General features: G+C 72.8%; 11 protein-coding genes and 1 pseudogene. 7 read left to right on the plus strand and 5 right to left on the minus strand.

Annotation, left to right across the window (positions count from 1 at the left end; all coding sequences use genetic code 11):
- The first annotated feature begins 7 nt into the window (after positions 1-7).
- Entirely contained in the window at positions 8-382 is a 375-nt protein-coding gene (locus tag GT045_RS07935; protein WP_161291255.1) for a VOC family protein, read from the plus strand.
- Positions 383-518: 136 nt separating this feature from the next.
- Positions 519-1,097 carry a Type-2Aa cytolytic delta-endotoxin gene (locus GT045_RS07940; protein WP_161333730.1) on the plus strand — a complete coding sequence of 193 codons (579 nt, stop codon included), beginning with the start codon at positions 519-521 and terminating at the stop codon, positions 1,095-1,097.
- A 45-nt stretch (positions 1,098-1,142) separates the two neighbouring features.
- Here GT045_RS07940 and GT045_RS07945 read toward each other — a convergent pair whose 3' ends face one another.
- The 4 genes from GT045_RS07945 to GT045_RS07960 all read right to left on the minus strand — a co-directional run bounded on the left by GT045_RS07945 (position 1,143) and on the right by GT045_RS07960 (position 3,811).
- Positions 1,143-1,331: a hypothetical protein gene (locus GT045_RS07945; protein ID WP_161333731.1), complete on the minus strand. Its 189-nt coding sequence runs from the start codon at positions 1,329-1,331 to the stop codon at positions 1,143-1,145.
- Between the two features lies 1 nt (position 1,332).
- The gene (locus GT045_RS07950) at positions 1,333-2,583 is read right to left on the minus strand and encodes a PP2C family protein-serine/threonine phosphatase (RefSeq protein ID WP_345942577.1); all 1,251 of its coding nucleotides are present in this window, start codon (positions 2,581-2,583) and stop codon (positions 1,333-1,335) included.
- Between the two features lie 203 nt (positions 2,584-2,786).
- Positions 2,787-3,350: a DNA starvation/stationary phase protection protein gene (locus GT045_RS07955; protein WP_161291251.1), complete on the minus strand. Its 564-nt coding sequence runs from the start codon at positions 3,348-3,350 to the stop codon at positions 2,787-2,789.
- Between the two features lie 95 nt (positions 3,351-3,445).
- Positions 3,446-3,811, minus strand: coding sequence for an STAS domain-containing protein (locus GT045_RS07960; RefSeq protein WP_161291249.1), 366 nt, complete (start codon positions 3,809-3,811; stop codon positions 3,446-3,448).
- 581 nt (positions 3,812-4,392) lie between these two features.
- Here GT045_RS07960 and GT045_RS07965 point away from each other — a divergent pair.
- From GT045_RS07965 to GT045_RS07980, 4 genes are all read left to right on the plus strand, one after another.
- Positions 4,393-8,373 (plus strand): SpoIIE family protein phosphatase, encoded by a 3,981-nt coding sequence (locus tag GT045_RS07965; RefSeq protein ID WP_237538430.1) that lies wholly within the window; start codon positions 4,393-4,395, stop codon positions 8,371-8,373.
- On the plus strand, positions 8,373-8,684 hold the full coding sequence (locus GT045_RS07970) for an STAS domain-containing protein (RefSeq protein ID WP_161298454.1): 312 nt from the start codon (positions 8,373-8,375) through the stop codon (positions 8,682-8,684). Before GT045_RS07965 ends, GT045_RS07970 begins: the two co-directional genes overlap by 1 nt.
- Before the next feature lie 122 nt (positions 8,685-8,806).
- Entirely contained in the window at positions 8,807-9,211 is a 405-nt protein-coding gene (locus tag GT045_RS07975; RefSeq protein WP_161298455.1) for an STAS domain-containing protein, read from the plus strand.
- A gap of 103 nt (positions 9,212-9,314) precedes the next feature.
- Positions 9,315-11,534, plus strand: coding sequence for a SpoIIE family protein phosphatase (locus GT045_RS07980; RefSeq protein WP_161298456.1), 2,220 nt, complete (start codon positions 9,315-9,317; stop codon positions 11,532-11,534).
- Positions 11,535-11,568: 34 nt separating this feature from the next.
- On the opposite strand, the gene GT045_RS07985 is transcribed toward GT045_RS07980, so the two are convergent.
- Positions 11,569-11,988: a DUF1398 family protein gene (locus GT045_RS07985; protein ID WP_161333734.1), complete on the minus strand. Its 420-nt coding sequence runs from the start codon at positions 11,986-11,988 to the stop codon at positions 11,569-11,571.
- Positions 11,989-12,352: 364 nt separating this feature from the next.
- On the opposite strand from GT045_RS07985, the pseudogene GT045_RS07990 reads away from it, so the two are divergent.
- Positions 12,353-12,601, plus strand: a pseudogene (locus GT045_RS07990) (hypothetical protein); the annotation flags it as partial.

Here is a 12,601-nt window from a genome sequence, read left to right on the forward strand (position 1 = left end):
CAGCCGAATGACAGTCACGTTCAACCACACCATCATCGCCGCCGTGGACCGCCACGAATCGGCCAGGTTCTTCCGCGAGTTGCTGGAGCTTCCGGAAGCGCCGTCCTGGGGCCCCTTCACCAACATCCAGCTCCCCGACGGCGTGTTGCTCCAGTTCGCCGAACCGCCGGTCGAGATCCAGATGCAGCACTACGCGTTCCTGCTGGACGACGAGCTGTTCGACCGCGCCTACGGCCGGCTGTGCGATCGCGGCATAGAGCACTGGGCCGATCCCAGGATGCAGCGCCCCGGCGAGATCAACGACGAGCACGGCGGGCGGGGTGTGTACTTCAAGGACCCCGCCGGCCACGCGATCGAGCTGATCACCCGCCCGTATCTGTAGAACCGGGGGAGACCCGGCCGGACGCCGAGATCACGGCGCCCGGCCGGGTCCCGCCCAGCGGGAAGGCGGCGCGCGAGCGGGTCCACTGGGGCATACTGACCCCGCCCGTTCAACAAAATGTTTAAGGAGGAGCAGGTTGGCAGCCCGCTTCAGGCCGGTCATCGAGGTGGGAGCGGCCCATCTCGCCCAGGGGGAAGACCTCTGCCGCGCCTTCCAGGACGCCATCGCGCCCGCCACCGTCAACTACGACTTCGGACACATCCGCGACGCCGCCGCCGCGCTTCCCGACAGCGACATCGTCAAGATGGTCCGCGGCTGGGGGCTCCAGGAAGAGGCACCGCTCCTGGTGATGGTGCTCTCCCTGAAGGAGGCGGTCCGGCAGGCGCTGCCTCCCGAGGCGGCACAGGCCGCGTTCTGGGACACCATCGAGCGCGAACTCGTCGACGCCTTCACCGGTCTCGCCGCCCAGGAAGGCGGCCCGGGACTCGCCTACTACGAGGAGGGCCCGGACCGCACCCGCTACTACCGGGACCTGTTCTTCGCCCTCCAGGACGAGGACACGGACGGTCACCTGTACGCCGTCGCCTTCTGCACGGACGTCACCGTCGGTCTGGACAAGGCCCGCGTGGGCGCCCTGGGGCTCACCGACACCGCACCGTTCGCGGTGCGGCTCAACGCGATCGTGGTGCGCCAGAAGCTCACCGACGCGGCCTGAGCCCGGAGACCCGCCGACGGGGCACTCCCGGCCTGGCCGGACGCCCTAAGAGGCGGGCAGGTGGATGTGCTGTCCGTCCCGGGTGGTCTCCTGCGCACCGTCGGCGATGGTGGCGAACACCCGGTCGGTGAGGCCGCCCCCGCCCCCCGTACCGCGGGCGGCCTCGGGCGGCTCGCCGCGCTCGGCGTCGGCGTCACCCTGGACGTGACCGGCCGGCCCTGGCCGGCCGGTCATCTCACCGCGGTTCGGGCGCCGACGCGGACCGGTGGTGCAGGCGGGCGGCCAGTATCGCCACGTCGTCCTCCGCGTGCCGGGCGTCGAGGCGGGCCAGCGTCGTGTCGAGGACGTCGTCGACGGCCGAGGCCGGGTCGAAGCCGACGTCCGCCAGCCGCCGCAGTGACCGGTCGATGTCCTCGCCGCGGCGCTCGACGAGCCCGTCGGTGAAGAGCAGGACCGTCCGGGACGGATCCAGCGGGTAGGTGACCGACTCGTAGCCGCCCAGGCCCGTGCCGAGCGGCGGGCCGACCGGCACCTCCAGCAGTGAGGTACGGCCGTCCCCGTCGATCACGGCGGGCGGCAGGTGCCCGGCGCTGGCGAGGGTGATCTGGCCCCGGTTCGGATCGATCCGGGCCACCAGGCAGGTCGCGGGCCTGCGTTCGGGTTCGCCGGCTGCGAGTTCGTCGAGCTGGCGCAGCACGCGGTGCGGCGGAAGGTCGGCGGAGGCTATGTAGCGCAGGGACGAGCGGTAGGCGTTCATGTCGACGGCGGCCTCAAGACCGTGTCCCATGACGTCGCCGACCACGAGCAGCGTACGGCCGAAGTGGAGCCGGACCGTCTCGCACCAGTCCCCGCCGATGAGGGCGTTCTGCCCGACGGGCAGATAGCGGACGGCCACGTCGAGATTGGGATGCGGCCGCCCGGGCTCCGACAGCAGCGCGCGCTGGAGCTTGCCGACCATGCCGCTCACCGCGTCGTACTCCCGGGCGTGCCGGACGTGGGAGGCGGCCAGCTCGGCGAGGAACGCCACCACCTGTGTCTCCGCGTCGGTGAACGGTGTCTCCTCGCGCGCGCTCACCAGCACGCCGTAGCAGTGGCCGCTCACGGCCAGCGGTACGCAGACGGCCCGCCCGGCATGCCCCACCACCGGTGCCGGGGAGCCGTTCCCGGCCTGGTCCGCCACCTGCTGCGCGGTCGCCGAGGTCCACCAGGGGGCGGGGAGCAGCGCCGGGTCGCCGGCGACGTCCTCGTACGGCGCGAGCGCCCCGGACACGAGGCGCAGCACGGCGGCGGCGCCTCCCACCTGCCCGGCGACCTCGCGGATCAGTTCCGCGTACGTGGTGTGCTCGTCGAGGGTGCTGCCGATCCGTACCCCGGAGCGCAGCGCGCTCAGCTGGAGCGGCCCGTCCACGCCCAGCGCGGACCCGCCGCCGGGGTCGACGGAACCCGCCGGCGTCGGTCGAAGGGACGACTCGTGACCTCCCGCCACATCCACCACCCTAAGCGCAGGGCACCGGGCGCGGGTGACACCGTCGTCTCAGAAGATCGCATGCTCTTCCGGGGCCGTCCCGTCAGGGAACCGCGGCGCCGGTGCCGACCGCGGATGACCACGCCGATCAGCAGCTGACCACGCCGGTCAGCTGCTGATCCGCGGGGGCGAGCCGACCCCCGCCGGCGACGAGGACGCGGGGGTCAGCCCAGCTCCGCACCCTTGGCCGCGGCTTCCTCCTCGGTGTGAGCCTGCCCCGTGGCGAGCGTGCCGCCCGCACTCTCCAGGTGGGCCCGCACGAACCACTGGAACTGCTCCAGATCGCGCAGCTGCTCGATGAGCAGGTCCTCGGTGGCGGTGTCGAGGTCCCCCGCCTCCTTGATCGCGGCACGCACGCCCTCGATCACTCCCGTGTAGACGAGGTCGAGCGCACCGAGATGGGCGATCGCGTCGGCCCGGCCGATGGAGTAGTCGTCCCAGGTGCGCTCGGCGACGAGCGCACCCGGCGTGCCCGGCGCGACACCACCGAGCGCGGCGATGCGCTCCGCCACGTCGTCGGCCATGTCCCGGACCCGGTCCACCTGCGGGTCGATCATCTCGTGAACGGCGATGAAGTGCGGCCCGACCACGTTCCAGTGCACGTGCTTGAGCGTCAGATGAAGATCGTTCAGCGCGTGCAGACGCAGCCGGAGCGAACCGATCAGCCGGCCGGCGGCCTCTCGCTCGATGCCGGGGACCGTGTACTTCGGGGTCAGATCCTGCGTCATGGCTCACCTCGGTTTTCGTCGGGTTACGTAGCTGCACAGCACGGTTGCCCCGATTCGGCCTGGTCAGACCTGGATGAATGGCGGGCGTGCCCGGGTCACCCCGCGCCCAGGGCGTCGACGGCCTCCTCGACGCTGGGATGCAGCGTGAAGAGCTGGTCGAGCCCCGCCACGCGGAAGAGCTGGACCATGGCCGGACTGAGCGCCGCCACAGAGAAGGAGGAGCCGGCGGCCTGCGCCCGGTGGTAGGCCGTGATGATCACGGTCATCCCCGTGGAGTCGCAGTACTCCAGTGCGGACAGATCGGCGACGACGCCCGCGCCGGCACCGCGCAGCACGTCCTCGACGGCCTGACGGAGCCGCGGGCCCGTGTAGTGGTCCAGTTCCCCGGCCAGGCGGAGTACCACCGGCCCGGACCGGGAGGGATGCGCGCTGATGACGAGAGCGCCCTCTGTCTCGTTCACCGTGTCTCCTGTGCGGTGAGTCGATTACGACGGGGCAGCGGATTTCCGTTCGGCTGCCGTCGCGTGCGACGAGCCTCCCTCCTCCGTCCCGGCGCACGCATGGTCATGTGCTACCCGCACAGGTTTCCCCGCCCGCCTGGATTATCCTACGGAGTCGCGACTGCCCGCCTGGGCAAACACGGTTTTCGGCGACGGGTCATGTGTTCGCAGGGCTTGCCGGAAGCGGTGCCAGGGCGCGGCGGCCGTCGTCCGTGCGGGGGCACGGGGGAACCGGTCGGCGTCGGGTGGCGGTTCCGGGGGCAGACAGGCATATGCGCACGGTCGGGGGACCGTCGCGCGCAGGTGGCGGCGAGGGCCACAGGTACGGGTCGGTATGAGGGGAAGGGTGTCGCGTGGCGAGTGCGGACGGTGCTGGACACGGGCCGCCGACGGCGGCTGACGGCGGAGTGTTCGCCGCCGACCGCGAGGTCGGCAGGGATCTCGCCGTGGTGGACTGGGCGGCCACGCCCCTGGGGCCGCCGCAGCAGTGGCCACAGAGCCTGCAGACGGCGGTCAGCATCCTGCTGTCCTCCCGGTTCCCGATGTGGATGGCCTGGGGCGAGCAGCTGACCTTCTTCTGCAACGCCGCCTACCGGCGCGACACGCTCGGCCGCAAGTACCCGTGGGCGCTGGGCCGCCCGGCGAACGAGGTGTGGGCGGAGATCTGGGGCGACATCGGCCCCCGCATCGAGACCGTGCTCCGCACCGGCGAGGCCACCTGGGACGAGGGGCTGCTGCTGTTCCTGGAGCGTTCCGGCTACAGCGAGGAGACGTACCACACGTTCTCCTACAGCCCGCTGCGGGACGACGCCGGCGACGTGGTCGGCATGCTCTGCGTGGTCAGCGAGGACACCGACCGGGTCATCGGCGAGCGCCGCATGGCCACGCTGCGGGACCTGGGCTCGGACCCGAGCGTGATCCGCACCGAGCAGGAGGTGCTGGCCTTCGTCGACCGGCAGCTGAGCGGCAACCGGCAGGACCTTCCCTTCACCCTGACCTACCTCTTCCACGACGACAGCGCCCGGCTGGCCGGCACGACCGGCATCGGCCCGGGGCACCCGGCCGCACCGGCCGTCCTCCCCGTCGACGGCTCCGACGGTGTATGGCCCGTCGCGGCCCTGGCCAGGGGTGAGGCGACGCCCGTACCGCTCGTCGGCGACGTCTTCGCCGGGCTGCCGGGCGGCGGCTGGCCCGAGCCTCCCGTGCAGGCGCTGGCGGTTCCGCTCCTGCAGCAGGGCAGCGCGCCCTACGGCTTCCTCGTGGCGGGCCTCAACCGCTACCGCGTCCTCGACCAGGGCTACCGGGGCTTCATCGAGCTGACCGCGGGACACATCGCCTCCGGCATCGGCAGTGCCCGGAGCTATGAGGCGCAGCAGCGGCGCGCGGAGGAACTGGCCGAGCTCGACCGGGCCAAGACCGCCTTCTTCTCCAACATCAGCCACGAGTTCCGGACCCCGCTGACCCTGATCATGGGGCCTGTCGAGGAACTCCGCGGCCGCTTCGGCGACGCGGAGGACCCGGTACGGCAGGAACTCGACGTCATCCACCGCAACGGCCTGCGGCTGGGCAAACTGGTCAACACGCTCCTCGACTTCTCCCGCATCGAGGCCGGGCGGATGCAGGCCCGCTACGAGCCGGTCGATCTGGCCGAGGTGACCGCCGAACTGGCCAGCGTCTTCCGGTCGGCCGTGGAGAAGGCCGGTCTCGCCTTCGACGTGGACTGCCCGGACCTGGACGAGCCGGTGTACATCGACCGGGGCCTGTGGGAGAAGGTGGTCCTCAACCTGCTCAGCAACGCGCTGAAGTTCACCTTCGACGGCGCCGTCGGGGTGCGTGTGCGGCGCGAGGACACCCATGCCGTGGTGACCGTGACCGACACCGGCATCGGCGTGCCGGAGGCGGAGATGCCCCGCCTCTTCGAGCGGTTCCACCGCATCGAGAACGCCCGCTCCCGCTCGAACGAGGGCAGCGGCATCGGGCTGGCCCTGGTGCAGGAGCTGGTCGGTCTGCACGGCGGCACGATCGGGGCCGAGAGCACCGAGGGCGAGGGCACGACGTTCACCATCCGCCTGCCGTTCGGGACCGCTCACCTGCCCGCCGAGTCCGTGGCCGGCGAAGCGGGCGGTTCCGCGGCCTCCGGCACCGCCGACCCCTACGTCCAGGAGGCCATGCGCTGGCTGCCGGGCAGCGACAGCGGCGTGGCGGCCGACGACACGGTCGCGGAGGCCGAGGTGGGCGCCGCGGTGCCGAGTGCCGGGGGCGCGGCCAGCGCCCGGGTGCTGGTGGCGGACGACAACGCCGACATGCGGGAGTACCTCACCCGCATCCTGGCCGGAGCGGGCTACGAGGTCACCGCCGTCACCGACGGCGTCGAGGCCCTCCGCTCGGTCCGCCGCGGCACCCCCGACCTGGTCGTCAGCGACGTGATGATGCCACGGCTGGACGGGCTGGAACTGGTGGCGAGGCTGCGCGGGGACGCGCGTACGGCCTCGGTGCCCGTGCTGCTGCTGTCCGCCCGGGCCGGCCAGGAGGCGTCGATCGAGGGCCTGCAGGCGGGCGCCGACGACTATCTCGTCAAGCCGTTCGCCGCCGCCGAGCTGCTGGCCCGGGTGCGCGCGAACGTCGAGCTGGCCCGGCTGCGCAGTCATCACGTCCGCTGGCGGGCGGCGCTCATCGACTCCCTGCAGGAGGCGTTCTTCGTCTGCGACGAGTCCGGCTCCGTCGTGGAGATCAACACGGCCTTCACCGACATCCTCGGCTACGGCCCCGAGAACCTGCCGTACCTTCCGGTCCACCCGTGGTGGCCGGACGCCATCGCCGACCCCGAGGCGCACCGCCAGGTCGGCCACGCCTTCGCCGACCTGCTCGAACGCGACCAGGGTTCCTACACGGTCCCCGTCCTCCACAGCGACGGCCATCGCCTGTGGGTCGCCGTCACCTTCAACAAGGCCCAGGACCCGGACACCGGGCGCCAGGTCACCGTCGGTACCTTCCGTGACGTGACCGCCGAGCACTACGCCGTGCAGCGGGAGACCGCACTGGCCGCGCTGACCACCTCCCTGTCCCGCGCCGTCAGCCTGCCCGAGGCGCTGTCCGGTGCCCTGGCCGAGCTGAAGACCCTGTGGCGCGCGCAGAGCGTGGTGGGCGCCGTCTTCGGGCGCAGCGACGTGCCGGCCTTCACCTCCACGGACCCCGGACAGCGCTGGGAGGAGCTGCCCGCCGAACGCCGGGAGGCGCTCGCCGGCCTGCGCCGGCAGTCGCCGCTCACCCCGGTGGCCGGGGACACCGGCGCCGGAGTCCTGCTGGAACACCCCGACGGCCCGCTGGCGCTGTGGATCGACCTGGGTGTGCACCGGCCTTTCACCTCCGAGGACCAGCTGCTGCTGTCGCTGCTGGCCGGGCACCTCGCGCAGGGTCTGGTGCGCGCGCACCAGATCGACCAGCAGCGGGAGACCGCGATCGCGCTGCAACGCGCCATCCTCGGCCCGGCCAGCCTCCCCGAGGGCTTCGCCGTCCGGTACGAGCCCGCCACCCGCCCGCTGGAGGTGGGGGGCGACTGGTACGACACCGTCGCCCTGGCGGACGGGCGGATCGGCATCGTCGTCGGCGACTGCGTCGGACGCGGACTGGAGGCGGCCAGCGTCATGGGGCAGCTGCGCAGCGCCTGCCGCGCGCTGCTGCTCATGGATCCCAGCCCCTGCCGGACCCTGATGGCCCTCGACCGGTTCGCCGCGAGCGTGCCGGGTGCCATGTGCACCACCGTCTTCTGCGGTGTCCTCGACCCCGGCACGGGGCAGCTCACCTACTCCAGCGCCGGACACCCGCCGGGCATCGTCGCCCACCCCGACGGCACCATCCGGCTGCTGGACGAGGGGCGCTCCCTGCCGCTGGCCGTACGCCCCGGCAGGGAACGGCCGGAGGCCGCCTGCGCCCTGCCTGCCCGCGCCACTCTCCTGCTGTACACCGACGGTCTCGTGGAACGCCGCCGGCGCCCGCTCAGTGACGGGATCGACCAGGCGAGCGAGGCCGTGCTGGAGGGCCGCGACGTGCCGGTCGACACCCTCGCCACCGACGTGATGGCGCGACTGGCCCCGGCCGGCGGCTACGACGACGACGTGGCGCTGCTGCTGTACCGGCACCCGGCGCCGCTGGACATGTCCTTCCCGGCCGAGTCGTCCCAGCTCGCACCGGTACGCAAGGCACTGCGCAGCTGGCTCGCCCAGTGCGACCTGCCCCCGAACACCGTGCAGAACATCCTCGTCGCCGCCGGGGAGGCGTGTGCCAACGCCATCGAGCACGGCCACCGGCACGCCCCGGGGGAGGCCGTACGGCTGCGCGCCGAAGCCCTCGTCGACAACCTGCGCCTGACGGTCGCCGACAGCGGCCGGTGGAAGACCCCGCAACCCGAGCTGAACGCCCACCGCGGCCGGGGCGTGGCCCTGATGCGGGCCATGATGCAGCAGGTCACCATCACGCCCGGCCCGGCCGGCACCACCGTTGACATGCAGATGAGGATCGCCTGATGACCACCCCCCTCACGCTCACCGCCGGCCGGCGCCCGGACGGCACCGCGCACCTCGCGGTCAGCGGTGAGATCGACATGAGCAACGCCGGGTCGCTGGCCGACGCCCTCGACGCCGGCTCCGGGCCCCTCCTCCTGGACCTGACCGAGGTGGAGTACCTCGACAGTGCCGGGCTCAGCGTGCTCTTCGCCCACGCCGACAGGCTGGAGCTCGTCGTGCCGCCGCTGCTGGAGCCCGTCCTCACCGTCTCGGGCCTCGCCGGCCTGGTCACCGTGCACGGTCCCGGTCCCGGCGACGCGTCCCGGCCATGACCGGTGACACAGCCGGCCTCGCGGGCCCTGCCCGCCACCGCCGCCCCGGACGCCGCCACCACCGACGGCGTCGCCATCCGACCCCAGACCACCGCAGTGCCCGAGTCTTTCGGCCAGGAGTGATGACCAGCGTGTCCGAAACCCTCCACGTGACCGTCCAGCACACCGGCGATCGCACGGCAGTCGTCGCCGTCGCCGGGGACGTGGACCTGCATACCGCCTCCGTCCTGCGCGGCCACGCCCTCGCCGTCGTCGAACAGGGCGTCCCGCACCTCGTCCTGGACCTGGCCCAGGTGGACTTCGTCGACTCCACCGGTCTCAGCACCCTCATCCACCTCCTGCACGCGACCCACCGGGCGGGCGGCTCGCTCCTCCTCGCCGAGGTCCCCGACCGGCTCATGCGGATGATCAACATGACCGGCATCTCCCAGCTGCTCCCCGTCCACCCCACGGTCGCCGAGGCACTGGCCGGCCGGGCCGCCGCCACGTCCGCCGAGGCCGGAGCGGACGCCGGTACACCCGACTGACCACACGACCGCGGGGCACGACCCTGGATGAAACAGTGACCGGTGCTGTGAGAGATGATGGCTCACCTGATTTTCGGGGCAGGTGGTCGGAGAGGGGGGCAGGATGACGGCTGAGCGTGAGCGAGGGCTGACGAGTGAGGTCCGCGGATCCGAGACGGTGCGTGACACGGACGAGAACCTGTCGCTGCTGTTCGGTACGTCGACCGCGCTGTTCGCGTCCATGGCGGGACCCGCGCACGTGCTGGAGGCGGCGAACCCCGCCTTCTTCACCGCGATCGGCGGCGGACAGCGCGAACGCGTGGGCGTGCCGCTGGCCGAGCTGATGCCCGAGCTGACAGCCCAGGGCTTCATCGGGCTGCTGGACCAGGTCTACCGGTCGGGGGAGCGGCACGTCGGCAGTGACGCCCGGGTCGTCATCGGCGTCGGCGAGGACACCCGCGAGGCGTACTTCGACTTCACCTACGAGGCCCGCCGCGACACCGGCGGCAACGTCATCGGCGTGCGCATGATCGGGGTGGAGACCACCCAGGTCAAACAGGCCCGGCGGCTCGCCGCCGAGCAGCGCGCGCTGCTGGAGCAGATCGCCCGTCAGGCGCCGCTGCCGGACGTGCTGGACGGCATGTGCGGGGCGATCGAGGAACTGTCCCCCGAGGTGATCGTGTCGGTGCTGCTGGCGGACGAGGACGGCCGGCACCTGCGGCACGGCTCGGCGCCCAGCCTGCCCGACTTCTACAACCAGGCCATCGACGGCATCGCCACCGGGGAGGGCGTGGGTTCGTGCGGCACCGCGGCCCACCGGCGCCGCACCGTGATCGTCAGCGACATCGCCACCGATCCGCTGTGGGACGACTTCCGCGCCCTCGCCGGACAGGCGGGGCTCGCCGCCTGCTGGTCGACGCCGATCATCGCCCCCGACGGCCGGCTCCTGGGTACCTTCGCGATGTACCACCGCACCCCGAAGGCCCCCCAGGACACCGATCTCGCGCTGGCCCGCGTCTTCGCCGACACCGCCGCCCTCGCCATCGAACGCCACCACGCCGAACAGGCCCGGCGGGCGGCCCACGCGCGGGAGAAGGCGGCCCGTGACGACCTCGCCTTCCTGCTGGCCGCCAGCACCGCGCTGGCGGGCCGGCTGGACGAGAAGCAGACCCTGCAGCGCCTGGCCGGCCTGTCCAGCCCGGCCCTGGCGCCCCTGGCCGCGGTCGACATCGTGGAGGCCGGCCGCGTGCAGCGGATGGCGACCGCCGCCCCGACCGAGGAGGCCCGCGCGCTGCTCGCCTCCCACACCCCGGCCCACGACGCCGAGGACGACGCCGTCGCCCGCGTCCTGGCCTCCGGGCTCACCGAGGTGGCACGCCGGACCCCCACCGGCCCCGGCCCCTGGGAGGAACTGGCCGTCACCGGCTACGTCTGCGTGCCGCTCCAGGACCGCGGACGACCCTTCGGCACCCTGACCCTGATGTCCACCGACGGGCACTCCTTCGACGGTCACCGGGTCGCCCTGGCGGAGGAACTGGCCCGGCGCGCCGCCTCGGCCGCGCGCAACGCACGCCAGTACACGCAGCGCGCCGCCCTCGCCCGCGACCTGCAGACCGGCCTGCTGCTGCCCGACCTGCCCGAGGTCCCCGGCGCCCAGCTCGCCGCCTTCTACCATCCGGCCGGCGAAGGGCTGGAGATCGGCGGCGACTTCTACGACGTCTTCCCCCGCGGTGACGGCAGCTGGACCTTCGTCCTCGGCGATGTCTGCGGGCGCGGTGCCATGGCGGCCACCACCACCGCCCTGGTCCGGCACACGGCCCGCGCCGTCGCCCCGCTGTTCGACGACCCCGTCGACGTCGTCAAGGCCGTCGACAAGGCTCTGAACGACCGCTACGCCCATCAGAACAACGGTTTCGTGACCCTCGTCTACGGCCACCTCACACCGGCCGCCGACGGGCTCAGCGTCCAGCTGGTGCGGGCCGGCCACACGCTGCCGCTGCTCCTGGACGTGGACCACAGGGTCGACACGATCGAGGCGTCCGGTGGACTGCTCGGCATCGGCATCCCGCCCCGGCTCACGGCCTGCCGCTTCACGCTGCGTCCCGGCGAGAGCCTGCTGCTGTACACCGACGGCATCACCGAGTGCCGGACCACCGGTACCGAGCAGTACGGCGACGTCCGGCTCGCCAAGGCGTTGGCGGCCACCGAGCCCCGGCCGGCCGCGGCGGACGTCGTGCGAGCCGTGGCGCAGGACGTCCGCGGCTTCGTGGACGGCGGGGACGTGGAGGACGACCAGGCCGCACTCGTCATCACGGCCGTGGAGCCGGTGGCGGCCCGCGACTGAGTGCCCGGAAAGGCGATTTCACGCCCGGCGGCCCTCAGGGGAGCGAGATGGCCGGGTACTCCTCGACGTACGCGTCGCCGTCGGTGCCGTGGTAGGTGCAGGTGCGGGCGGCGGTGTCCACGTCGTACCGGACGACCCCCGCCTCCCAGCAGCCGCGGACGAACTCCGGGAACGTCGTCCCGCCCGCCTGGTCCGCGCGCAGCGCCTCGATCAGGGCCGCCTGATCGAACGGCCGCGCCGGCGCGAAGCCGGTGACCAGCGGCTCGCCCTGGACCACGACGTCGCCGTGCTCGGTCAGGTACAGGAAGGCGTTGGCCGGGACGGCCATGCGGCAGTGGGTCACACCGGCCTGCCGCAGGCTCTCGGCGAGGTGTGGGAAGCCGCCGACCTTAGGACGGACGGCCGCGCCGCGCTCCAGGGCGGCCCGGAGTCGGCTGATGGCATCGCTGGTCATGGTGTCTCCCTGAGAGTTCCGGAACGGGCGCACCTGCGCTGGGGAGGCGGCACGCTGCTATGACACCAAATTGTCATAGCGACAATATATTGTCTATCTGGCAGCGGAACTCGGTCACGACCAGGCGGGCCTCCGGGGCATCGCCGAGGCGGCCGCATCCTGGCGCACGGGTGGCGGCCACCCGGCAAGCCGGCGTGATCGTCCACGGCTGACGAACGTGACCGCCACCGGCTCGCGGGGAGGGAAGAGCCGGGTGCGGCGGCGGCCGAAGCCGCGGGACGGGGCTTTACTGGAAGCAGGACGGCCGCTCGGGCGAACGGCGGCCGGCGTTCCGGCCGCCATGAGCCACGGTCGAGGAGGTCCCATGTCCAAGGCCACCGTGATCCGGCGCCTCGCGATGTGGGCGGGCGTGACCGCCCTGGCGGCAGGTGCCGCGGTCCTGCCCGTGAACGCGTTCGCCGGGCCGTCCGGCAGCACCGCGGCGGCGGACGACAGGGGGGTCGGGCGCGGGACCGGTGCGCATGACGAGCCCACCCCGCGCCCGGCCCCCGCGCCGGCCCCCGAACCACCGCCGGCGAAGTCACCACCGCCCGCGGACCGGGCCGGGACGGCC

It is taken from the genome of Streptomyces sp. SID486 (assembly GCF_009865385.1).
Classification (GTDB): domain Bacteria; phylum Actinomycetota; class Actinomycetes; order Streptomycetales; family Streptomycetaceae; genus Streptomyces.